Source organism: Microbacterium sp. LWS13-1.2 (assembly GCF_040144835.1).
Taxonomy (GTDB): domain Bacteria; phylum Actinomycetota; class Actinomycetes; order Actinomycetales; family Microbacteriaceae; genus Microbacterium.
The window spans coordinates 2,949,206-2,972,165 of record NZ_CP151632.1; the positions used below are offsets into that span (position 1 = coordinate 2,949,206).

Annotated in this window: 19 protein-coding genes; 5 read left to right on the forward strand and 14 right to left on the reverse strand. The window is 70.5% G+C overall.

The genetic code is table 11. The features are described from left to right. Positions 1–135: 135 nt before the first annotated feature. The 7 genes from MRBLWS13_RS13750 to MRBLWS13_RS13780 all read right to left on the reverse strand — a co-directional run bounded on the left by MRBLWS13_RS13750 (position 136) and on the right by MRBLWS13_RS13780 (position 9,053). Positions 136–1,839 carry a GMC family oxidoreductase N-terminal domain-containing protein gene (locus MRBLWS13_RS13750; RefSeq protein WP_349425900.1) on the reverse strand — a complete coding sequence of 568 codons (1,704 nt, stop codon included), beginning with the start codon at positions 1,837–1,839 and terminating at the stop codon, positions 136–138. Next, entirely contained in the window at positions 1,836–3,677 is a 1,842-nt protein-coding gene (locus MRBLWS13_RS13755) for an aldehyde dehydrogenase family protein (protein WP_349425901.1), read from the reverse strand. Before MRBLWS13_RS13755 ends, MRBLWS13_RS13750 begins: the two co-directional genes overlap by 4 nt. 93 nt (positions 3,678–3,770) lie before the next feature. After that, entirely contained in the window at positions 3,771–5,303 is a 1,533-nt protein-coding gene (locus MRBLWS13_RS13760) for an MFS transporter (RefSeq protein WP_349425902.1), read from the reverse strand. Positions 5,304–5,378: 75 nt separating this feature from the next. Continuing rightward, positions 5,379–6,608, reverse strand: coding sequence for an aminotransferase class V-fold PLP-dependent enzyme (locus MRBLWS13_RS13765; protein WP_349425903.1), 1,230 nt, complete (start codon positions 6,606–6,608; stop codon positions 5,379–5,381). A 127-nt stretch (positions 6,609–6,735) separates the two neighbouring features. Further along, on the reverse strand, positions 6,736–7,716 hold the full coding sequence (locus MRBLWS13_RS13770; RefSeq protein ID WP_349425904.1) for a hypothetical protein: 981 nt from the start codon (positions 7,714–7,716) through the stop codon (positions 6,736–6,738). Next, positions 7,716–8,564, reverse strand: a complete 849-nt coding sequence (kynA, locus tag MRBLWS13_RS13775) for a tryptophan 2,3-dioxygenase (RefSeq protein WP_349425905.1) — start codon at positions 8,562–8,564, stop codon at positions 7,716–7,718. The genes MRBLWS13_RS13770 and kynA overlap by 1 nt, the downstream gene beginning before the upstream one ends. 231 nt (positions 8,565–8,795) lie before the next feature. Continuing rightward, positions 8,796–9,053: a glutaredoxin domain-containing protein gene (locus tag MRBLWS13_RS13780; protein WP_349425906.1), complete on the reverse strand. Its 258-nt coding sequence runs from the start codon at positions 9,051–9,053 to the stop codon at positions 8,796–8,798. Positions 9,054–9,203: 150 nt separating this feature from the next. Here MRBLWS13_RS13780 and MRBLWS13_RS13785 point away from each other — a divergent pair, with 150 nt between their 5' ends. Continuing rightward, positions 9,204–10,361 (forward strand): glycosyltransferase family 2 protein, encoded by a 1,158-nt coding sequence (locus MRBLWS13_RS13785; protein WP_349425907.1) that lies wholly within the window; start codon positions 9,204–9,206, stop codon positions 10,359–10,361. A 44-nt stretch (positions 10,362–10,405) separates the two neighbouring features. Here MRBLWS13_RS13785 and MRBLWS13_RS13790 read toward each other — a convergent pair whose 3' ends face one another. Together MRBLWS13_RS13790 and MRBLWS13_RS13795 are read right to left on the reverse strand one after the other, a co-directional pair. After that, complete coding sequence (locus tag MRBLWS13_RS13790) at positions 10,406–10,879, reverse strand: adenylyltransferase/cytidyltransferase family protein (protein WP_349425908.1); 474 nt, start codon at positions 10,877–10,879, stop codon at positions 10,406–10,408. A 143-nt stretch (positions 10,880–11,022) separates the two neighbouring features. Next, positions 11,023–11,760 (reverse strand): SGNH/GDSL hydrolase family protein, encoded by a 738-nt coding sequence (locus MRBLWS13_RS13795; RefSeq protein WP_349425909.1) that lies wholly within the window; start codon positions 11,758–11,760, stop codon positions 11,023–11,025. A gap of 256 nt (positions 11,761–12,016) precedes the next feature. Between MRBLWS13_RS13795 and MRBLWS13_RS13800 the strand changes: the two genes are divergently transcribed. Continuing rightward, entirely contained in the window at positions 12,017–14,029 is a 2,013-nt protein-coding gene (locus MRBLWS13_RS13800; RefSeq protein WP_349425910.1) for an endo-1,3-alpha-glucanase family glycosylhydrolase, read from the forward strand. A gap of 10 nt (positions 14,030–14,039) precedes the next feature. Here the strand turns inward: MRBLWS13_RS13800 and MRBLWS13_RS13805 are convergent, their stop codons facing one another. Then, the gene (locus MRBLWS13_RS13805) at positions 14,040–14,603 is read right to left on the reverse strand and encodes a low molecular weight phosphatase family protein (protein ID WP_349425911.1); all 564 of its coding nucleotides are present in this window, start codon (positions 14,601–14,603) and stop codon (positions 14,040–14,042) included. A 4-nt stretch (positions 14,604–14,607) separates the two neighbouring features. Continuing rightward, the gene (locus tag MRBLWS13_RS13810; protein ID WP_349425912.1) at positions 14,608–16,209 is read right to left on the reverse strand and encodes a polysaccharide biosynthesis tyrosine autokinase; all 1,602 of its coding nucleotides are present in this window, start codon (positions 16,207–16,209) and stop codon (positions 14,608–14,610) included. 238 nt (positions 16,210–16,447) lie between these two features. On the opposite strand from MRBLWS13_RS13810, the gene MRBLWS13_RS13815 reads away from it, so the two are divergent. After that, positions 16,448–17,911 (forward strand): hypothetical protein, encoded by a 1,464-nt coding sequence (locus tag MRBLWS13_RS13815; RefSeq protein ID WP_349425913.1) that lies wholly within the window; start codon positions 16,448–16,450, stop codon positions 17,909–17,911. Positions 17,912–17,924: 13 nt separating this feature from the next. Here the strand turns inward: MRBLWS13_RS13815 and MRBLWS13_RS13820 are convergent, their stop codons facing one another. Beyond that, entirely contained in the window at positions 17,925–19,034 is a 1,110-nt protein-coding gene (locus MRBLWS13_RS13820; RefSeq protein WP_349425914.1) for a glycosyltransferase, read from the reverse strand. Continuing rightward, complete coding sequence (locus MRBLWS13_RS13825) at positions 19,031–19,585, reverse strand: DapH/DapD/GlmU-related protein (RefSeq protein WP_349425915.1); 555 nt, start codon at positions 19,583–19,585, stop codon at positions 19,031–19,033. Before MRBLWS13_RS13825 ends, MRBLWS13_RS13820 begins: the two co-directional genes overlap by 4 nt. Positions 19,586–19,700: 115 nt before the next feature. On the opposite strand from MRBLWS13_RS13825, the gene MRBLWS13_RS13830 reads away from it, so the two are divergent. Beyond that, on the forward strand, positions 19,701–20,840 hold the full coding sequence (locus tag MRBLWS13_RS13830; RefSeq protein ID WP_349425916.1) for a glycosyltransferase family 4 protein: 1,140 nt from the start codon (positions 19,701–19,703) through the stop codon (positions 20,838–20,840). Beyond that, positions 20,837–22,036 carry a hypothetical protein gene (locus MRBLWS13_RS13835; protein ID WP_349425917.1) on the forward strand — a complete coding sequence of 400 codons (1,200 nt, stop codon included), beginning with the start codon at positions 20,837–20,839 and terminating at the stop codon, positions 22,034–22,036. Before MRBLWS13_RS13830 ends, MRBLWS13_RS13835 begins: the two co-directional genes overlap by 4 nt. Positions 22,037–22,045: 9 nt before the next feature. On the opposite strand, the gene MRBLWS13_RS13840 is transcribed toward MRBLWS13_RS13835, so the two are convergent. Then, positions 22,046–22,702, reverse strand: coding sequence for a CDP-alcohol phosphatidyltransferase family protein (locus MRBLWS13_RS13840; RefSeq protein ID WP_349425918.1), 657 nt, complete (start codon positions 22,700–22,702; stop codon positions 22,046–22,048). Between the last annotated feature and the right edge of the window lie 258 nt (positions 22,703–22,960).

Below are 22,960 nucleotides of genomic sequence, written 5' to 3' on the forward strand. Positions count from 1 at the left end.
AGCGCGACGGAGATCGCGGTGCCGGTGCGGTGACCCTCCGCACCTTCTGCTCCGCTGTCACGATTCGTGTGCGGGGAGGACCGTTCGTGACAGCGGAGCAGTGAAGGGGGATGCTAGGGGCCGGGGTGAGCCTGGTCAGACCCGGCGGCCGAGGATGAGGTCGGCGGCGACCTCGCCGATCACGATCGCGGGCGCGTTCGTGTGGCCGCGGATCACGGTGGGCATGACCGAGGCGTCGGCCACCCGGAGACCCGTGACTCCGCGGACGCGCAGCTCGGGGTCGACGACCGAGGCGGCATCCGTTCCCATCCGGGCCGTGCCGACGGGGTGGTAGAGCGTGTGCGAGTACCGGCGCAGCGACACCTCGGCCCGCTCCACGGGCGTCATGCGGTCGCCGCCCTCGGGCTGCACCCACCTCAGCGGCTCTGCGCCGTCACCCGTCGTGATCGCGCGCAGCGCCTCGGTGTCGATGAGACGCTCGCACGCGGCGAGCCCGGCGAGCATGGTCGCCGCGTCGACGCCGTCGGGGTCGGACAGATACGCGGGGTCGATGAGCGGCGGCGCCGTCGGATCCGCCGACGCGAGCCGGATCGTGCCGCGACTGCGCGGGCGCAGCAGGATCGCGCCGACGGTGAGCCCGTGCGCGGGAGTCGGGATCAACCCCTCGCCGACGTAGGGCACCGGGGCGAAGATGATCTCGATGTCGGGGAGCCCCTCGGGTGCTCCTGCGCGGTCGGCGACCTCGGTGCGCACGAACCCGTAGGCCTCGGCGACGTTGGAGGTCAGCATCCCCTTCCGCGTCGCCAGGTATCTCACGAGCTCGGCCGGCTTGTCGGCGTCGTACAGGGTGCCGCCGCTCGGCGCGGCGGGCGCGAGCCCGGCGACGAGATGGTCCTGCAGATTGCCGCCCACGCCGGGGGCGTCGACGAGGACGTCGATGCCGTGCTCGGCGAGGTGCTCGGCCGGGCCGACGCCGCTGAGCATGAGCAGCTGCGGCGTGTTGACGGCTCCCCCCGAGAGGATGACCTCGCGCCGCGCACGCACGTGGCGGGTGATCCCGTCGATGTCGACGTACACGCCGGTCGCACGCGGCCGGCGCGCGCCGGACTCGTCGCCGGTGGGGGCCTCGAAGGTCACGCGCCGGACGTGCGCGCCGGTCACGACGCGGAGGTTCGAGCGCCGCTTCGCGGGGCGCAGGTACACGTCGGCGGTCGAGGAGCGCGCGCCGCGGCTCTCGCTCACCATCGTCTGCGAGAAGCCCTGGCCCGCCGGCAGGTTGGGCGCGGTGACGGGATGCCCCACCTCTTGCGCCGCTGCCAGGAACGCCGCCGTGTGGGCCCGCGGATCCCGCTGATGCTCGACGGGCTGGGGTCCGTGGGTGCCCTGGGAGCCGTCGGCGGGGTCCGCGGTGCGCTCCACGCGCTGGAAGTAGGGGACGAGGGCGTCCCACGACCACGTCGGCCCGGCGGCATCCGCCCACTCGTCGTAGTCGGCGGCGAAGCCTCGCACCCACATCATGGCGTTGAGCGACGACGACCCGCCCAGTGTCTTGCCGCGCGGCCAGTACACCGTGCGACCCTCGAGCTGGGGCTGGGGAACGGTGTCGTAGTTCCAGTCGTACGGTCCGCGGAAGAGCTTCGAGAACGCGGCCGGCACGTGCAGCTCGATCGCCCGGTCGGGTCCGCCGGCCTCGAGGAGCAGCACCGAGACGGCCGGATCCTCGCTGAGCCGCGCTGCCACGGCGGCACCCGACGACCCCGCGCCGACGACGACGTAGTCGGCCTCCAGCCCGTCGGCGCCGAAGCCGGCGCTGCGGTCGACCGGTCGCCTCCGCCTCACGCCTGCATCGCCCTGGTCAGCGTCTTGACCAGACCGGGCACCTTGCCGTCGACGAGGTAGCGCGTGAGCCCCGCGCTCACCTCCGCGCCGGTGCGCGAGCTCACGAACCACGGCGGCGTCGGCAGGATGGTGGCCTTCGCCCGTCCGCGGCGCCGGAGCGTGTCGCCCACCGACCGCGGGAACGGGCGGAACGGCCCGCGCGCCACCGACCGCTCGACGCGGTCGAGCAGCAGCGCGTTGTGCACGACGCCGATGCCGCTCGACACGTCGGCGAGCGTCGCCCCGGGGAAGCCGCCCCAGGTCAGGCGGGCGATGAGGAAGTTGAACGCTGTCCAGGTGTTGATCGCGATGTCGCCGTAGCGGAGGTCGGCGATCGCGCGCTCGAACCCCGCGCCCAGCGCCTCTTCGGTGACGGGGTCGATGAGCACGTTCGCGCCGAGCGTGCCGGTCAGCTTGTCGTTCGCGTGCGCCACCGCCGCGTCCAGGAACTCCTGGCCGGTGCCGCCGACCTCGACCACACCCAGGATGGGAGCGAAGTACTCGACGGTCTCGACCGGGTCGCCGTCTTCGTCGCCGCGCACCTCCACGATCGCGCGCGTGCGATCGGCGGCCCAGACGGCATTCGGATAGGCGGATGCCGCGGCCTCGAGCCGCTCGTCGCTGCGGGGGTACCAGACCGGCCGTTCGGGGGCGGCCGCGTACGCCGTGTGCAGTTCGCGCAGGAACTCGGCGCGCTGCGGCCAGTCGGAGCTCACGATGACGACCTGCCCCGCGATGCAGTTGTGCCCGGAGTTCACGAGCCGCATCGTCGCAACATGCTGGGCCTGGTACTTCAGGTCTGCGGCCGACCAGCGCCCCGGCACCACGATGATCGGCGAGACGCCGCCCAGCTCGGCCGTGATCGGCACCGTGAGCTTCGGCTCCCGGTCGGGCACTTCGCCGCCCCCGGTCGCCGAGCCGCCCCCGGTCGCCGAGCCCGTCGAAGCACCCCACACGATGGCGTCGAACGTGACGGCCGAGCCGGTGATGTGCACGTGGGCGATGCGCGGGTGCGAGGTGAGGTACGCGCCGGTAGCGGCGCCGCCGCGCACGATGCGCACGAAGCCGGGCTCGATGAGCGGCGCCAGTGCGCGCTCGAACACCGGCACCATCGCGTCCTGCGTCGGATTGACCTTGAGGAGCGCGACGCGGTTGTGTGCGAAGAGCTCGTACAGCACGTCGGCGACCGGGATCGAGGTGACGTTGCCGGCGCCGAGCACCAGCCCGACGCCGCCCGACTCGGTGGGCGTCAGCTGGGCGAGCCCGGCCTCGCGACGGGCCTGGTCGGCGGTGACGCCGGGCTCGAACCAGACCTCGCCCGTGAAGCCCGAGAGCAGAAGCTTCTCGGTGCCGTTCAGCGGGAACGTGTGCGCGCGCAGGCGACCGCCCGGTGCCTCGTCGATCGTCACACCTTCGAGCGGGCTGCGGCCGTTCGCGAGAGCCTCGAGGGTCTCACGCAGCGCATCGAGCAGTCCGATGACGGCATAGGGTCCGCCGAGCCATTCCTCGCCGGAGAGCGGATGCCCGGGCTCGAGGCCCTTCGACATCGTCGCCGCGTCGGCCCACTCCTGGGCGACCACCCCCACGGCGTCGCGCACCCGGCCGAGCAGCCGCGCCCGCTGGTCGAGCGTGAGTGCGACCCACACCCGCGCTCCCTCGTCGAGCCGGGTGATCGCCTCGTCGAGCGCCGCCCGCTCGTCGTCGGGAAGCCCGGGATCGGACGCTCCGGCGCGAGACGAGGGACGCGTAGCCGTGGTCTTCCGAGGCTTCGCGGGAGTGGTCGAGGACGTGGGGGACATGGGTTCTCCTTCGAACTCGCGCCGCGGAACTCGCGCGCGGTGAGTCCGTCAGGGGGATCCTACGTCACGGTGTGAGCACCGAGGCACGCAGTGTCACGACGACTGCGACCCGGTCTCGCGGTCTTCGATGTCGGCGCGGCGGAGCGGGTACCGCGCGAGCGTGAGAAGGCTCAGCCCGATGAGCACGGCGGGGGCGAGGCTGAAGCTGACGACGATGCCGGTGATGGCGGCATCCGGCTGCTCCACGACCTGACCGCCGGTCGACGAGACGTAGCCGGTCATGGCGAGGATGAGCGCCAGGGTCGTTGCGCCGAGCGCGAAGCCGACGGTCTCGCCGGCCGTCCAGAAGCCGCTGAACGACCCGGCCCGGCCGGCGCCTCCCGCCACGGCGTCGGGCACGGTGCGCTCGTCGTGCGAGATCACGTCGGGCAGCATCGCCATCGGCAGCGACTGCATGCCCGCGTACGCGACGCCCGCGATGCCGACCGGCACGTAGATCCAGTCGCCGGGAGCCCACAGCATGCCGAGGATCGACAGCGCGGCGACCGCGAAGACGATGCTCGCGACCGTGAAAGTGCGCTCCTTGCCGAGGCGCCGCGCGACGACACCCCAGGCCGGCGCGGCCAGCAGCGCCGGGGCGATGAGCGCGACGAACAGCAGCTCGACGGCCGCCTGCGAGTGCAGCACCCACGTCGCGACGTACTGTGCCCCGGCCAGCATGAGGCCGGTCGCGAGGGCCTGCAGCACGAACGTCGACAGCAGCATGCGGAACGGCCCGCTGCGTCGGAGAGCACGGATGCCGGACGCGTAGTGCTCGCGGATCCCCGTGGTCGCAGCGCTCCCGCGTCCCTCTACCCGTGAGACGTCATCCGACCGCCGAGACCTCGGGTGAACACCGCCGTCTCGGCCGGCAGATGACGTCTCACCGGATGTGACGGCGGTGACGGCGGTGACCGCGGTGACGGCGGTGCGTCGCGCGACGCCGGTGGCCACCAGCATCCCGATCCCGATGACGAGACCGCAGACGACCCCCATCACGAGGTACTGGATGAACGGGTCGTCCGAGACGCGACGCAGCGCCGGGCCGCCCGCGCCGAACAGCAGGATCGCGAACGTCAGCACCACGACGCGCCAGGTGAGCAGCCGCGTGCGCTCGTCGTAGCTCGGCGTCAGCTCGGCGGGGAGCGCGATGTACGGCACCTGGAACAGGCTGAACGCCGTCGCCGTGAAGGTGAAGGCGAGCAGCACCCAGATGCCTGCGACCACGGGTCCGAGCGATGGCGGCACCGCGAAGGTCAGTGCGAACAGCAGCGGCAGCGCGATGGCGCCGATCAGCATCAGCCGTCGCCGGCTGCCGTGACGCGCGAGATCGCGGTCGGTGAGGGCGCCGATGACGGGGTCGATGATCACGTCCCAGACCTTCGCGACAGTGATGACCGCGCCGGCGGCGAGTGCGGCGACCCCGAGGGAGTCGGTCAGGTAGTACGTCAGCACCAGGCCGGGCAGGGTCGAGAAGCCGCCGGTGCCGAGCGATCCGGTCGCGTAGCGCGCGATGGTGCCGCGCGTCAGACGCACAGGGGAGACGGATGCCACGGCTTCGGGTGCCCGTGGAGCGTCACTGCTCATCGCGCCAGTGTAGGTCAGGCGCTGGGACTCGAAGCCCACCCTGTGGATCCCGGGCCCGGGGCCTCGGGCGCCGGCTCAGGACTCGGCGCGGACGGCGGCCTCGACCGCTCGGAGACCGGCGAGGGTCTCGGCGAACGACGTCGACAGCGGGGACAGGCCGATGCGCAGGCCGCCGGGGTCTCGGTAGTCGGGGATCACGTCCTGCGCCCACAGCCGCGCGGTGACCTCACGCATCGCGGGGTGCGACAGCGTCACGTGGCCGCCGCGCGCGGCGGGGTCGCGGGGCGAGGCGATCACGACCCCGAGCGGTGCCAGCAGTTCGTCGGCCACGCGCACCGCGAACTCCGTCAGGGCGATCGACTTGGCACGGATCTGGGCGATGCCGACGTCGTCGATGAGGGCGAGCGTGTCCTGCATGGCGAGCATGCCGACGATCGGCGGCGTGCCCGACAGGAAGCGCCGCATCCCCTCCGCCGGCCGGTACTCCGGCCCCATCGCGAACACGTCGGCGGTGCCCATCCAGCCCTGGATGGGCTGGGCGAGCAGGTCCTGCAGACGTGCCGCGACGTAGGCGAACGCGGGCGAGCCGGGCCCGCCGTTCAGGTACTTGTAGGTGCAGCCGACCGCGAGGTCGAAGTCCCAGGCATCGGCCTCGACGGGCACCGAGCCGGCCGAATGGCAGAGGTCCCACACGACGAGCGCGCCGGCGTCGTGCGCGATGCGGGTGAGGGCTGCGGCATCCGCGAGATAGCCCGATCGGTAGGCCACGTGCGAGAGCAGCACGACCGCCGTCTCGGGGCCGACGGCCGCACGAAGCGCCTCCTCGGACACGCCGCTCGTCAGTTCGACGTCGATCCAGCAGACGCGGCCGCCGCGCTCGGCCGCGATGCCGTCGACGAGGTACCGGTCGGTGGGGAAGTTGTCGCGGTCGACGACGATCTCGACGCGGGCAGGGTCCGCCGCGACCGCGGCGTCGAAGGCCGCTCGCACGAGCTTGTACAGCAGCACCGTCGTCGAGTCGCCGATCACGGTCTGGCCCGGGGCCGCGCCGATCGCGGCGCGGCCGACGGCGTCGCCGATGTCGAAGGGCAGCTGCATCCAGGACTCGTCCCAGCCGCGGATGAGGCGCCCGCCCCATTCGTCGCGCGCGAACGCCGTCAGTCGCTCCACGCTCGCCCGCAGCGGCCGGCCGAGGGAGTTGCCGTCGAAGTAGACCAGTGACGTCTCGGCTCCGACGAAGGCGTCGCGGTGCGTGCGCAGGGGGTCGGCCGCGTCGAGGGACGCGGCCTCAGCGTCGAGGGCCACCGCGCCGGTCCTGGCCTGACCGCGGGTTTGGGGCGCGTCCCGTACGTTCGGGGCGTGCGGCACGCGCCCCGAACGTACGTCGTGCGCCCCAAACCCGGAAGAGGCCGGGCCGGATGACCCGGCGGGATCAGTGGTCGTCATGAATGAGCTCCTCGGTGGGGACGACGGTCGCGCCGCGCAGCCACTCGGCGATGTCGTCGAGCTCCGTCGGCGGGGTGCCGGGCACGAACGTGCACACCCCCGGCGGTGGATCGGTGAACGGCCATGGGTCGGCCATCGCAGCGATGAGCGCCGCGCCACGGATGCCCGCCCGGTCGAGCGCTGCCACCTCGTCGGGATTCACCCCGACCCGCTGGTCGCCGTTTCCGAGGTCGGTGCCGTACAGCACGCGGCCGCCCGCGGCGGCGAAGCCGGCGAGGTTCACGCGTGCGAACTCGGCCGCGTGCGGGTCCGCGCCGTGGATCGCGAGCGTCGAGATCCACACCTGCCCCGCCTTCACGGCGTGGGCCGTGAAGGCACGCCCGACGAACTCGGTGAACGGGGTATGGGCGAGGACGTCGACGCCTGCGTCGAGTGCGAGCTGCGGCATCCCGTCGCCCTCCGCGTGCGCGACGACCGGCAGACCGCGCTCGCGGGCGACCTCGACGATCGCCGCCAGCGTGCCGGGGTCGAGCACGGGCCCTGCCGCGCTGTTGAGGGCGGCCTTGATGACGGATGCCCCGAACGACGCCTGCTCGTCGACCGCCGTTGCCGCGCCGCCGGGCACCCCCGGGTGGGTCGACGCGTCCGCGATCTCTCGGGCGATCTCGGGCGGCGCCCACCCGCGGCCGACCGGATAGCCGCCGACAGCGGTGAGGAAGGCTCCGGCGTACGCCACGCGCGGGATGCCGTGGTCGCCGCGGCGGGCGAGCGCGACGGGGTCGCCGCCCAGGTCGACGACCCCCGCGATGCCACCGGCGGCGAGGGCCCGTTCGTCGATGAGATGCAGGTGCACGTGGTGGTCGGTGAAGGGCGGCAGCGACACGCCCTGCTCACCGGTGATCGCACGGCGGCAGAGCGCCGCCTCGGGGCCGAGCAGGTCCCGCAGCGCCTCCGGGTCGTGGGCCATCACAGCTCCGTCCGCACCGCGTACAGCTCGGGGAAGAAGGTCAGATCGAGCGCGCGCTGCAGGAACGGCACACCGCTGGAGCCCCCGGTTCCGGTCTTGAACCCGATGATGCGCTCGACGGTCTTGAGATGACGGAAGCGCCAGAGCTGGAAGTTGTCCTCCAGGTCGACGAGCTCCTCGCAGGTCTCGTATGCGGCCCAGTGCGTCTGCGGGTCGCGGTAGATCTCGGTGAACACGGGGACGAGCTCGGGGGCGTAGGTCCACGCCGTCGTCACGTCGCGCTCGAGCACGGCCGCGGGGATCGGATAGCCCGACCGTGCGAGCAGTCCGAGGAACTCGTCGTAGAGGCTCGGCGCCTCGAGCGCCGCCTGGATGAGCGCATGCGCGGCGGGATCCGACTCGAACACCCGCAGCATCGCGGCGTTCTTGTTCCCGAGCGTGAACTCGACCGCACGGTACTGCGCGGACTGGAAGCCGCTGGCGTTGCCCAGCACGCCGCGGAACTGCCCGTACTCGGCGGGCGTCAGCGTCGCGAGCACCGACCACTGCTCGGTCAGCGTCTTCTGGATGTGCTTCACGCGGGCGATGCACTTCAGCGCGGGAGCGAGCTGGTCCTCGCGCAGCAGCCGGCAGGCGGCGCCGAGCTCGTGCAGCACGAGCTTCAGCCACAGCTCGGTGGTCTGGTGCTGAACGATGAACAGCAGCTCGTCGTGATGCTCAGGGTCACTGAGCGGTCGCTGGGCAGACAGCAGGGTGGGCAGATCGAGGTAGCCGCCATAGCTCATGCGGTCCTGGAAATCGGTGACGACCGTTCCCTCGATCGCCCGGGTATTGCGTTCGACGCTCACGGCCTCAGCCTAATGAGGACGGATGCCGCCGCGTCAGAGTGTGCGCGCCGCGCTTCGTCTCGCTGGCGCTCGCTCAGCGACCGGGTGTGTGCGTGCGACCGCTGCCCCGGTCGTTGAGCGAGCGAGGAACGTGCGAGACGAAACGCGCCGCGACCGGGTGTGTGCGTGCGACCGCTGCCCCGGTCGTTGAGCGAGCGAGGAACGAGCGAGACGAAACGCGCCGCGACGGCGTCAGATGAGGGAGAGCTCGCGCAGCTTCGTCTCGACGTCGGCGTTCGACGGCTCGACGTGGTGCGAGGCGTCGGGGTACACGACGACGGGGATGTTGGTGCGGCCCGAGATGTCGCGGGCGACGTCCGCCGCGGAGGGGTCGGCGACGAGGTCCACGTAGGTGTACGAGATGCCGAGCTCGTCGAGCTGCTTCTTGGTGCGGACGCAGTCGCGGCACCAGTCCGCGCCGAACATGGTGATGGTCGAGGGGGAGGTCATCCTTCCATTCTCACCCGGCGATCCTGGGCAGGCGCCGGACGCCGGGCAGTGCCCACCACCGCCCGACCGCGGTTCTCCCGCGCCGGTCGGCGGCATCCTCTCGGCACCCGTTTGCTCCCCGTTCAGCGCTGCATGGGAGGATATGCGGCAATGCAGCTGTCGATCATCGTCCCGACGTACAACGAGGCTCCCAACGTGGCGGAGCTCGTTCGCCGTGTCGCCGCCGCGCTCGACACCGTCCCGGGCGGTATCGACGCCGAGATCGTCTTCGTGGACGACAGCACGGATGCCACCTCCGACGTGATCCGCGATGTGGCCGCCGACGCCCCGCTCCCGGTGCGCGTGATCCATCGCGACAAGGCTGTCGGCGGGCTCGGCGGCGCGGTGCTCGAGGGGTTCGCGTCAGCGGAGTCCGACGCCTGTCTGGTCATCGACGGCGATTTGCAGCATCCGCCGGAGAAGATCCCCGAGCTGTGGCGACGGTTCTCGCACGGCGACGTGGACGTGGTGATCGCCTCGCGCTACGCCGGCGGCGGCACTGCGCACGGCCTCGCCGATCGCACGCGCGTGATGGTGTCGAAGTCGTCGACGGCGGTGACCCGCGCGATGTTCCCGATCCGGCTGCGCGATGTCACCGACCCCATGACCGGCTTCTTCCTCATCGACCGGCGCAGCGTCGATCAGGCGCTCCTGCGGCCGCGCGGCTTCAAGATCCTGCTCGAGATTCTCGCGCGCCGGCCGATGCGCATCGCCGAGGTGCCGTTCGACTTCGCCGACCGTCACGCCGGCGAGTCGAAGGCATCGGTGCGGCAGGGGCTGCACTTCCTCACCCAGCTGACCGCCCTGCGCTTCGGAAAGATGTCGCTGTTCGCGGTGATCGGCGGCCTGGGTGCGATCGCGAACGTCGCGATCGTGTGGGCGCTCACCCAGCTGGGCGTCGACTACATCCTCGCCGCCATCGTCGCCGCCGAGGTGACGATCGTCGGTAACTTCCTGCTGCAGGAGCGCTTCGTCTTCGACGACATGCGCGACAACGCGTCAGGCGTGTGGCTGCGGTTCGCGAAGTCCTTCACGTTCAACAACGCCGAGGCGCTGGTGCGCATCCCGATCGTGGCGGTGATGGTGTCGACCGGCCACATCTCCGCCGTCGTGGCGACGGCGATCACCCTCGTGCTGGCGTTCTTCGTGCGCTTCCTGTTCCACTCGCTCGTCGTCTACGCACCCCGCAAGCCCGGTGTCGCGCCCTCGCGTGCACGCCGTCTCGTCGAGGAGATCGACCAGGAGGTCATGCAGCCCGGCGAGCTGTAGGAGAACGGATGCCGCGGCACGCGTCCGCCGGCCGTGCCCGTTGCTCAGCCATGCGAGACGGCGAGCCCACCGGGCAGCACCTCGTCATGGGCGAGCGATGCGGCCATGATCTCGAGGGCGTGGCGCAGCGCGGTGCTCGATGTGTGCACCGTGTAGGGGAAGTAGACGACCTCGACGCCCACTTCGGCGAACTCCCGTTCCAACTGGGCCCCCTTCTCGGTGCCGCGCCAGTCGTCGCCCTTGAAGAAGTGAGTGAAGTGCAGCTGTCGCCACGTCTCGAGCTTGTCGGGCACGTCCTCGATGTGGACGCTGTCGACGTACGTGATGCTCCGGACGATCTCGACGCGCTCGGCGGTGGGGATGATCGGATCGACCTTCTTCACGAGCCGGAGCATCTCGTCGCTGACGACGCCCGCGATGAGGAAGTCGCAGTTCTCCTTGGCGTGCCGAAGGATGTTGAGGTGTCCGACGTGAAAGAGGTCGAATGCCCCGGCGGCATAGCCGATGCGTACAGCCATGATTCCCCCATGTGAATCCCGCGACGTCCCACACGCCGGGTCTGTACGCCGAACCCTACAGCAGACCTGGCCGCACCGACAGGCCCGAGCCTCCGTCGTGCGCGCCGTGTGGATGGGGGCGATCGCGGCCCAGGTATCGATGCCTAGGGCGCCAGCTGAGGATCGAGGACCGCCGTGACCGCCGCCGCGAGAGCCTGATAGCCCGCCGCGTTGGGGTGCACCCCGTCCGCCGAGATGAGGTCGGTCCTGCCGAACAAGGGCTGGCCGGAGTCGAGATAGACGACCTCGTTCTCGAGCGCCGCCGCTTGGATCGCCTGCGCGAACTCCCCCGCGGAGGGTGGCGGCGCATCGTCGTCGAACCAGGGAGCCATCACGAAGATCATGGCGTACGGGTAACGTTCGCGGAGCTCGCCGAAGAACGCATCGGCGGCAGCGGCGACGTCGGCCGTCGGGAGGCCGACATCGTTGCGGCCCCCGGAGACGACGATGTACGTCGGCGAGCCGACGATCTCGTCGATCGTCTGGCCGTAAGTCCCGCAGTACGCGCGACCGCAGCTGTTGGCGTCGGAGGTTCTGATGTAGCCCGTTCCCCCGAGGCCCAGGTTGTCGACGTCCCAGCCGTGCGCGTCCCCGACCAGGGTCGGCCAGCGAACGCCACCGCCTCCTGCTCCTTGCGTGTAGGAGTCGCCGATGAAGACGGCCAGCGGCATGGGCGCGGGGATCGTCGGCGACGCGGCGTCGCGGGGAGGCGTGTATCGAGGGGCCTCACCGCGCACGATGACTCCACTGCTCAGGAACGCGGCGATGACGATGCCCGCGACGACCACGAGCGTGAGCACCCACAGCGGCATGCCGCCGACATCTCTACCGAGCATTCGCATGGCCGTCCCCGAGACAGACCCGGCCTGGTTCGGGCACCGGCCGACGAGGAGATCCTACCGAAAATCGGTAACGATCTCGCTGCATCTGCCGTGTCGCGGGTGCGGCGGTTTCTGAGAATCGCCTAATATACGCGCTCTCGATTAGGAGCCACACGCGCTCCGCGGCTAACGTGACGTATTCGTCTGGGGGATCGCGCCGCGATGGGGGTCGCAGCGCAGCCCGCCCCGATCAACCACGAAGGACAAAGAGTCACCCGTGACATCTCCCCACACTCACAACCTCCCAACATCCCCACGCCACCGCCTCAGAAAAGAGCCTTCGACCGGCCAGACCCGCGGCCTCGCGCGCCGTGCGAAGGCGCTGGGGGGCTTCGTCATCGCCGCGATGGTGGCGGGCGCCATCATCCCGCTCGCCACGGGCGCGGACAGCGCCACCGCTGCCGATGAGGTCGTCCTCACCGCCTCGGACTCGGCCTGGACGACGACTCGCCAGCCGACGGTGCCGCAGTCCGGTCTGCTGAGCGCGACCGCGACCTCCGACCGCACGTACCTCAAGTTCGACGGCGACGCGCTCGCGGGACGCCAGGTCACCGCGGCGACGCTCGTGGTGAAGGTGAACAGCACCACGGCCACCGCTCCCGGAGTCGTCGCGTACCCGACCTCCGCCTCGTGGAAGTCCACCTCGCTGACGCACGACAACCAGCCGGGACCGACCGGATCAGCGGCGTCGCAGCCCAGCGCGACCGCGGTGAAGGGTCAGACGCTCCGCATCCCGCTCGACGTCCGCTCCGTCGCCACCACCGGTGACTTCGCCCTGGCACTGAACTACAGCCAGCGCTACATTCAGCTTCGTATGGAGCGCTTCAACAGCGACGCACCCCGCATCGAGGTGAGCACGGCGCCGGTGTCCACCACACCCACGCCCGCGCCGTCCCCGACGACTCCGGCCGAGACCCCCGCCGATGGCCCGCTCGTGTTCGCGCACTACTTCGTGCCGTACCCGCTGTCGATCGACAACAAGACGGAGTCGAGCGACTACTACACCCGCAACTACCTCAGCCCGGATGGTGAGAGCAGCAAGTTCGCCTCCGTCGGCGGCCTCCTGCGCGACCGGCCGATCTCGCCCGGAGTGTCGACCTCGACGACCTGGCGAGTGGACAACTTCGCCACGGAGGTCCGGCAGGCCAAGTCCGCAGGCATCGACGGCTTCACGCTCAACCTCATGAGTTCGAGCGGCCAGAACTGGGATGCCTCCGTCAACGTCATGAAGGCAGCCGCGCAGGTCGGCGGGTTCGCCGTCGTGCCCATGGTCGACGGCTCCTCGAGCTTCTCCTCGAACACTCCCGAGACGGCAGCCTCACTGCTCAGCCAGCTCTACCAGGTCGGCTCCGCCTACAAGGAGGACGGCGAGTACGTGCTGTCCAGCTTCAAGGCGGAAGGCGCATCGGTCTCGTGGTGGACGCAGGTCATCAACCTGCTGGAGACCAAGTACGGGCTCCCCATCTCGTTCCAGGCCGTGTTCAACAACGCGAGCGACGCCAACCTCAAGGCCTACGCGCCCATCGCCGACGGCTTCGGCAACTGGGGCACGCGTACGGAGCGCACGACGCTGAACAGCGCGGACAACGTGGCACGTGCCCACGCCCTCGGCAAGACGTGGATGGCGCCGGTCGCGGTCCAGGACGTCCGCTACCGGTCGCTGTCGTGGGCTGAGGCGAACAACACCGCCTCCGTGCGCGCGCAGTGGAGCAAGGCGATCTCCCAGAAGGCGGACTACGTCCAGCTCGTGACCTGGAACGACTACAGCGAGTCGACTCAGATCGCGCCGTCCCAGGACCACGGCTCGGCCTTCCTGGATCTGACGCGGTACTACACCTCGTGGTTCCACACGGGCTCGCAGCCGGCGATCACGTCGGATGCCATCGTGCTCACCCACCGCACGCAGTTCGTGGACGCGAAGCCGTCGTACTCGCAGTCGCTGATGGGCGCCCCTGCGCTCGACGGCACCTCGACTGCGGCTCGCGACTCGGTCGAGGCCCTCGTGTGGCTGCCCTCCGCAGCGACGGTGCAGATCACCGTCGGCGGCACGACCACGAGCTTCTCGGCGCCGGCGGGAGTCTCCGCCTACACGGTGCCGCTGAAACTGGGGACCGTGTCGGCGAAGATCGTCCGGTCGGGTGCGACGGCGGAGTCCCTCACCTCCCCGCACCAGGTCGTGTCGACGCCGTACGTGCAGGACCTGCAGTACTACGCGGCCAGCAGCTGGTAACACCGGCGGCTCATCGCGAGACGAGGTGCTCGAGGATCTCCTCGAGCACCTCGTCCATCTTCGCCGCGCTCCGTGCATAGACCCGGCGGGAATGCTGCCACGGGTCCTCGATGTCGTCATGCTCCGTCGACGCGCCCGCCGGGCCACGCGCCTGCTGGGCGAGGGTCACCAGCGCGGGCAGGTCGGCACCCGCGCTCCGCGATGCGCGACCGGCGCGCAGGAGGCGTGCGAACTGCAGGACGGTGAACGTCCGCGTCGCCGCCGCCGGCATCTGCCGGACGATGAGTCCCCGATGCTCCCGTGAAGCGGTGAGCACGACGTCTGCCCGTGCCACCATCCCCTCCGTCAGCGCTCGCGCCCTGAACTCCGACGCGTCGATTCCCCTGGTCTGGAGGCGCTCGAGCAGGTAGCTGCTCATCGGGTGGCCGAGGAGCGGTGCGACACCCGCCGACGTCAGCCGGATGACGGGACCACGAGCGGACGCGAGGGCTGCCCGCAGTCCCCACTCGAGGTACGGCGACCGGCACACGTTTCCCGTGCAGACGAAGAGGATCGACCCCCGTCCGTCGCTCATGGCGTCAGGTCTCGCGCTGCGACTCGACCGCGCTGAGCGGGGGGAAGTGGGCAGGCGACGCCGAGCGGCGCCGTCCCGCTCGCTGGGCGGACCCTTTGTCCGCGGGCCAGTCGCCCTCGACGGCCGGCTCGTGCTCGCCGGCGTCCAGATCATCCGACTTCCGCGGTGGGGCCGTTGTCGTGCTGATGAAACGGTCGTCCGCGGCCCCGGCATCCGGCGCCGCCTTCGACGGAGCGTTCGCGTCGTCGTCCTCGGTCGGGCGCACCGGCGCCTTGGCCGGCGCGTACTCGTAGCGGTGGTCTTCTCGCGATCGGGACATGTTGAACACAGCGCCCTCGACCGACGTCCCCAGGGAGGTCAAGCGGTCCAGCGCCCGACGCAGCTCCCGCACGCGGAGCACCCGTGCCCCGATGACCAGGATGACGCCACCGAGCAGGCGCGCCACCACTGCACCGTCCGGCACGGGATTGATGGGCGGGCAGTCGATGATGGTCACGTCGAAGCGTTCGCGCAGCCGCTGCAGTGCCGCGCTCGCCGCAGTCGACTCGAGCAGTTCGCTCGGGTTGGGCGGCCGAGAACCGGCGAGGAGGACCTTGAGGTCGTCGGGGCCCCAGCTCACGATGGCGTCCTCCAACGCGATGTCTCCGGTGAGCACGTCGGTGAACCCGGAGTACTCCGGAAGATCGAGCAGGTCGCCCAGAGTCGGTCGGCGCAGATCGGCCTCCACGAGGCAGACCGCAAGACCAGATGCGGCCAGTGCGGCGGCGATGTTGGCCGCTGTCGCACTCTTGCCCTCGCCGGGGCGCGACGACGTGACCGAGAAGACCTTGTGGACTTCCCCGGGCTGCAGGAAGCGAAGGTTGGCGCGCAGCTGTCGATACTCCTCGCCGCGCCGGGAGCCGGCCTTGATCACGGCGATGGGATCCCGCTGCGCGCGGCGGTCGAAGGAGATGACCCCGAGCACCGGCAGCCCGGTGATCTCGGTGACCTGCTCCTTGTCGCGGACGCGAGCATCGACGACGCCCCGGAGCACGACGAAGACCGTCGCGGCGACGAGGCCGGCGAGGAGGCCCGTGAGCAGCAGGAGGGGGACATTCGGCGACGACGGCGCTGTCGGAGGTTTCGCCGACTCGATCACCTGCAGCCGGACGGGCGACTGGCCGTCTACACGCGGCGTGAGCGACGGGACGACCTCTGCGAGGAACTTCGACACCGAGTTGGCGATGGCGGCGGCTCGAGCCGGCGACTCGTCCGTCGCCGAGATGGTGATGACGCTCGTATTGAGGGGCACCGACGTCGACACCTGCCGGCGCAGCTGCGAGATCGTGACATCGAGGTCGAGGGACTCGATGACGGGGGCGAGCACCACCTCGCGGGTGGCGATCGCGCTGAAATTCCGCGCCTGCAGCTGCGAGAAGTTCGACGATTGCGCGAGCTCGCCGGTGCTCGCTCCGCCGGTCACGGTGACGAAAACGTCGGCGCTCGCGGTGTACTCGCGGGGGGTGGAGACGACCAGCGTCCAGCCTGCGAGCACGCCGAGCAGGATGCACGACACGACGACCGCCCAGTGGTGGCGGATGAGTCGCAGCAGACTCCTGGTTTCCATACCCTCGTCCGATCACGCCGAGGGGTAGAACGAACCGAAATTCTCCCCAATCCCCTTATAATGCTATATCTCTCGGTTGGGCGCTCAGCTCCTTCCGAAATCCTCGTGGACGGCGCCGATGACGCGAACCGATCAGCTGTCGCATTCCGGGCCGCGCCGCGAGGGATCCGACGGCAGGCGAGTCGCCTACCGCGCACCCGATGCAGCGGGGGACGACGAGCTGCGACGAGGCTTGCGCATGCTTCTCCTCGTCGCATCCCTGGCGGTCCTGTCGGTCGGAGTCCCGGCGTTCCTGATCGCCGATGTCGCGGATCTGCCACGCAGTGACGCCTGGATCGTCACACTCGTACTCCTCGTCTGGGCCGGCATCCATCTCTCGCTGCTCTGGGTGCGCGGAACGCCGAGGCTGTTCGACTTCTTCTTCTGGCTGTTCGTCTACATCTTCATGGGCATCGCTCCGACCGCCCAGATCCTGTCCGGGCTCACGTCGACGACGACGCCCGGGGTCGACACCGGGCTCGACATGCCGACGGCGGGGGTGGTCCTGCTCGGCGTGTTCTGCTACGAGGTGGGACGCCTGCTGCTCATGCTGCGCGAGGGGCGCCGGCGGACGGCGGGAAGGTCACTGGTCGTGCGTCCGGTCAGCAGCTGGCGCACCGTCGCGCTGTTCGTCATCTCCGTCGCACTGAGCGGCTACGTCCTGTGGCGGCTCGGCGCGATCGCTCTGCTCGGAAGCCGGGATGCGGCGGCCGCGGCGCGTGCCGCCGCGTGGCCGGACCCCGCGGTCCGAAGCACCGTCTTCGCCAGCGGGATCTATCCGCTGCTGGTCGCGGTCGGCGCCCTGGCCCAGCTGCGTCGCACTGCGAGCAGCGCCCAGAGCCGTCGGCTGGCGCTCACCGGAGCCATCGCAGGAGCGGTGATCCTCCTCCTCATCGTCAATCCGATCACGAGTGCGAGGTACTCCTTCGGGACCGTCGTGTTCGCTCTGGCCGTGTACGCCGGCGCCGTGCGGACGCGCAGGCGGGCGCGGATCACGATGCTCGCAGCGATCGCCGGATTCCTGTTCGTCTTCCCGATCGCGGACGCATTCCGCCGCTCGGGTGCGGCGACGGGCACCCGGTCGGGCTTCTTCGACGAGTACCTGTCCAATCCGGATTACGACGCGTTCTGGCAGGTCGCCAATGCGCTGTCTTACTGGGTGGACGGTCTCGTCGCACCGATGAGCCAGTTCGCCGGCAGCGTCCTCTTCTGGGTCCCTCGAGCCCTCTGGCCGAACAAGCCCACCGACACGGGCATCCTCCTGGCCGAGTACCGGGGGTACACGTTCGACAACCTGTCGGCGCCGACCTGGGCCGAGGCGCTGGTGAACGGCGGCATCATCGCCGTCGTGGTCGGCTTCCTGCTCCTCGGACTGGTGCTTCGTGCGATGGACAGCCGGATCGTGCCTGCCCTGCGAGTCGGCGGCGTCTGGGCGATCGTCGGCGGCATCCTGCCCGTGTTCATGACGATCCTCCTGCGCGGATCGCTGCTGCAGGCGACCGGGGCACTGTTCCTCACCGTCCTGTGCATCGTCTTCGTCATCGGCGGCCGGCAACCGGCGGCGGCAGGCCCCGACCCGGGTCCGCCGCCGCAGCTCACGCCCGACGGCGCCGCCACGGGATCGGCCCACGCACCGAGTCAGCGTGCGCCAGGCGCTGAGTGAGGGGCAGGCGCTCCTACCCGTAGAAACGCTCGAGACGTTCGGCGATCACATCCATGCTGCGCTCCGCGCGCACCGCACCCCGACCGCGTGTGCCCATGGCCGCGGCGCGCTCCGGATCCGCGACCAGGGTGCGCAGCGCGTCGGCGAGGCTCTCGACAGTGTCCTCAGTGACGAGGCCCGCATCGTGCGCACGGATGAACGGAGCCAGTCCGCAGGTGTCGGTGACGATGACGGGCAGCCCGACCGACATCGCCTCCAGCACCGACATCGGGTAGGGCTCGTCGACACTCGGCAGGACATACAGCGTGGCCTGCCGCATCCGCGCTGCCGCCCCGCTCATGCCGACGGGACCCTCCCACGCGATGCGATCGGGCGCTCCCGACGAGGCGATCGCCTTCAGCACCGATGCACGCTCGCCCTCATCCGGTCCGACGAGCGCGAAGGCGGCGTCGGGGAACTCGGCTGCGACGCGCGCCGCGGCCTCGACGAACGCGACCGGGTGCTTGCGGGGCGCGAGTCGAGCAAGATAGAGCACCCTGGCCGGACCGACTGATGCTGCTGCCGCCGCCGCTTCCCGCGGAACCCCGTTGGGCAGCTCTTCCAGTCGAGCCTCGCCGCGGGAGACGACCTCCAGCGACGCGCGCTCGCGCGAGGTCAGGTAGGCGACGATCCGCGCTCGTCGCAGCACGGGCCGGGTCAGCGCCAGATCGAGGGGAACGGCGAGCGGATTGCTCGTCTCGTCGATCATGCCGTGCGTCTGCACGACGATCGGCACCGCGCGTCGGAGCGCGATGAGCGCCGCAGGAAGCGTCACGAGGTCGCGCGCCGCGTGCACGTGGACGACGTCGAACTCCCGGGCATGGCGGTGGACGGCCCGCCACAGCTCGGGGGAGCCGAGTCCGGCGAACCCGGTCCGCGGCAGGAGGGTCCGGGCCGGGAAGAGCTTGGCCGGCACGCCGTCGATCTCGGTCGGGACCTCCCCGTCGAACCCACGGTGCGTCCCGGTGAGCACGACCTGATGCCCACGGTCCTGGAGTGCGCGGAGCTGATTGACCGCAACCCGAGTCGGTCCACCGTACTCGCCCGACGGGCTGAGCAGCGTGACCACTCCGAGGATCTTCACGTGGTCGGCTCCACCGGGTCGCGGACGGATGCGCGGGGCGCGAGGACGATGGATTCCGGCGGCACGTCCGATGTGACCAGCGCCGTGGCGCCGACGACCGCATCCCGGCCCACCCTCACGCCGCGCAGGACCGTCGCCCGCGCCGCGATCCACGCCCCGTCCTCGACCGTGATCGGCGCGTTGTCGAACTCGAACGTCGGGGAGCGTCGGTCGTGGCTCCCGGTGCAGAGGAAGACGCCCTGCGAGAGGCAGACGTCGCTGCCGATCGTCACCGGCTCGAGATTGAGGATCCACACGCGCTCGCCGATCCATGAGTCGTCGCCGATCACGAGCTTCCACGGCCAGTGGACGCGAACGCCGGAACGGAGGTTCACGCCCTCGCCGATCCTGGCGCCGAATGCTCTCAGCACCCTGACGCGAACCTTGGCCGGCACGAACCAGGGCATGACGAGAAGGCTGGAGGCGAGCTGCCAGGCCGCCTGCCAGGCGATGCCGCGCCCTTTGTCGTAGCCGGCGCCCGTGAAACCGGCAAGACTGCGTCGTCCCCCCATGGGCGACATCCTAGCCACGCGTGATTTCCGTGGGTCAGCGGATATGATCACACGCACGCACCTCGCGGACCGCTCACTGCTGTCGCGGTCATCACACCGTCGAGGGAGGGCCGGGGTGACAGGGTCCGATCGACTGCGAGCGGTGTGGGTGAGCGGCGCCTTCGGGTTCGGCGACGATCTGGCCTACTTCCGTGACGTGCTCGGGCAGTTCGCCAGCAGGTTCCCCGACGCCACCGTCCTCGTTCGAGAGGGCTATCCGCTCGAGCGATACCCGGAGCTTCCGCTCGCTGCGGACCTGCGCTTCTGGGTGCGTCGACGCGACCGCCGGGTGGGGGAGTACACGTACACGGGCAACCTCCGCGTGCCGACGCCCCGGGCGATCTGGAGGATGCTGCGGCGTCCGACCGATGTCGTCATCGTCGTCGAGTTCACTCCCACGGCACTCGTCTCGGCCGCCACGGCACACCTCCGGCGTCGTCGCGTGGTGCAGCTGATCGAGTCGGAGCCGTCGTTCCGCGGCGGGGCGGAGGGCCGGCTCGCGACGACGGTGAAGCGGATCTTCGCCCGTCGGTCGCACATCGTGCTCGTGAGCAACGAGCGGACCGCGCGCTACGCGCGGGAGCGCCTCGGAATCCGAGCCGGGCGGCTGCGCGTCGGGCCGTACCTCACGTCGCAGCCGGGGGATCCGCCGCCGGCCTTCGACGACGGCGGTCCCGTGCGCTTCCTGTTCCTGAACAGCCTTCAGCGCAGGAAGGGGCTTCACCTCCTCCTGGCCGCGCTCGCCGCCCTCCCCGAGCACGTACGCGAGTGGACGCTGGATGTCGTCGGGGACGGACCAGAGCGCGCAGCGCTGGAACGGCAGGCCGGCGACCTGGGGCTGGTCGAGAAGGTCCGCTTCCACGGACGAAGACCGCACGACGAGGTGACTGCGGACTACGCTCGCGCGCACGTCGTCATCTGTCCGACGCAGGGCGACTACCGCTCGCTCGCGGGCTTCGAGGCCGTCAACGCGCGGCGTCCCGTCGTGCTGTCGACGCGGGACGGGGCGGCCGAGGAGATCATCGCATCGGGGGCCGCCGCTGTCGCCGTCGATCCCGTCGAGCCGCGAGCGCTGGCCGACGCCCTCGCGGCCTTCCTGCGGGATGACGCGCACCTGGCGGAGCAGCTTGCGATCGCCGCCGCACCCCCGGATCGATTCAGCGTCGAGGCCGTCGGCGCCAACCTCGAAGCCGCGGTTCGAGCGGCGGCGAGATGAGCCGCCGCTCTCGGCTCCCCCGTCCGCTGACGGTCGCGCAGATCCTCTCGAGCGCCGCGGGAGCACTCCCCATCCTGATCGCCGCGGTCCGCATGGATCCCGCGGCGTTCACCTCGTTCTCGATCATCACGCTGGCCAGCGCGCTCGCGGTCGGAGGATCCCGAGCCGCCCTCTTCCAACCCGCACTGATCTTCCAGCGAACCGACTCGCATGCGCTCGTACCCGCGCGGTACATGCTCGTCGTCTCGTCGCTGTCGGCTCTCGCGGTGGGCGCGATCGCGATCAGCTCGGGCGGGGTCGCTGCCGGCGAGGCGGCGATCATCGGTGTCGCCGGCGCCGTCCCGGTGTTCTACGACTGGGTCCGATATCGCGCCATCGGCTCGAGCCGGCGCTGGGCCGTCGCAGCAGGCGACGCCGTGCGCGTGACGCTCGTCTCGGCGACGGCGCTGCCTGTTCTCGCCGCCACGCCGCTGTCGTTCATGCTCGCGATCGGCGTATCGTGCGCGATCGCGGCCGCCGTGGTGCTCCCTCAGGTCCCGTTGCGCGTGGGGGTCTACCCCTACCGCAGCTACCGGTCGTCCGCTGCCTGGCAGACGCTCGACTTCGCCGTCGGGCAGTTCATCGTCTCGGTGCCACTGTTCGTGCTCGCCGGCTCCGGCGCGAACGACCTCATCGGCGGAGTCCGGCTCGCGCAGACCCTGCTCGGACCGCTGAATCTGGCCTTCGCGGCGACGACGACGAACATCGTCGCCGACGGCGCCACGCATATCGACTACCGGCGGGCGTCGGCGATCATCGCACGCGGCTGGCGCGCCAGCATCCGGCTCGGGCTCCTCGCCACCGCCGGCGTCGCGTTCCTCGTCGGCGTCGTCTGGTTCAGCGGCTGGGCCCCTGCGGGTGTGGAACGCGCGGACCTCCTGCTCGGCCTCGTTCTGGTCGGCGCCTCGACGATCCTGACGGGGTGGGCGGGCATCCACGGCATCGTGCTGCGGGTGCTCGATCACCAATCGGCGGTGACGCTGGTGCGCATCGGCATCGCCGTGGCCACCACGGCCGGGTTCCTCATCGGCTACGTGCTGGGAGGCGACGAGTGGAGCCTCGTGCTCGGATTCGGTGCGAACGCGGTCTCGGCTCCGCTCCTGTTCGTCCCCGTGGCGCTGTTCTACTACCGACGGGACACACGCGAGGCGCCGTAGTCTCGTCGGTCAGCTGGTGCGCTTGAGAACCCTGAACCACTTGAGCAGCAGAGCGGCCGTGATGAGAGCGGTCAGGCCTCCGAGGGCGGCATAGACGACGAAGAAGATCTGCGATGCCCCCCACAGGAGGAAGGCGAGGGCGAGGACCCCATAGTCGGCCGGGAGCAGGCCGAACGCGCGGATCGCCGAGGGGGATCTCGGTGGATCGGCGGGGTGCGGCCGCGTCCGGCGGAGCAGCTCGAAGATCGTCATTCCCGAAAAGAGCACGACCGCGACGAGCATGTAGGCCAGCGGGATCAAGAGCCATGCCCCCGTCAGGAGCCCCTGCGTCGCCGCCGCGACGAGCACCGCGGCATGGACGGCGACCATCTTGCCCGAATCGACGACGTGGTCGAGCCATTCGCCCGCGAGGCTGCCGCGCCCGGTCAGTCGGGCGACCTGGCCGTCCGCGGAGTCCAGGGCGAAGCCGAGCACCAGGAGGATCGCGACAGTCAGACCCGTGACCCAGCCGGCGGGGCTGATCACCAGCACGATCAGGCCCGCGGCGGTGCAGAACGCCGAGACGGCGGTCACGCCGTTGGGGGAGACCCCGGTGGAGGCGGCAGCCGCCGCAAGAACCCGCCCTACGGGACGGTTGATGTAGCGCGAATACAGTGAGACGCCCACGCGGCTCTTCTGCGAGCTCGACAACGAATCCATGGCTTCGCGAAAGGTCAGGCCGGACATGTCCCCCACTGTCCCCGCACTCTCCGGTACGAGTATCGGACTCTACCCTGACGCCTGACGCATGGTCGTGTAAACTCCTCGGTCAAGCGTACTGGCAAGTTGCACCCGACGATGATGCCGAAATCGCAGCGACAGCACGTGTGCCCGCGGACGGGAGCCTGTGGGCGACCGGTGATCCACTGGGGATGTGCGACACCG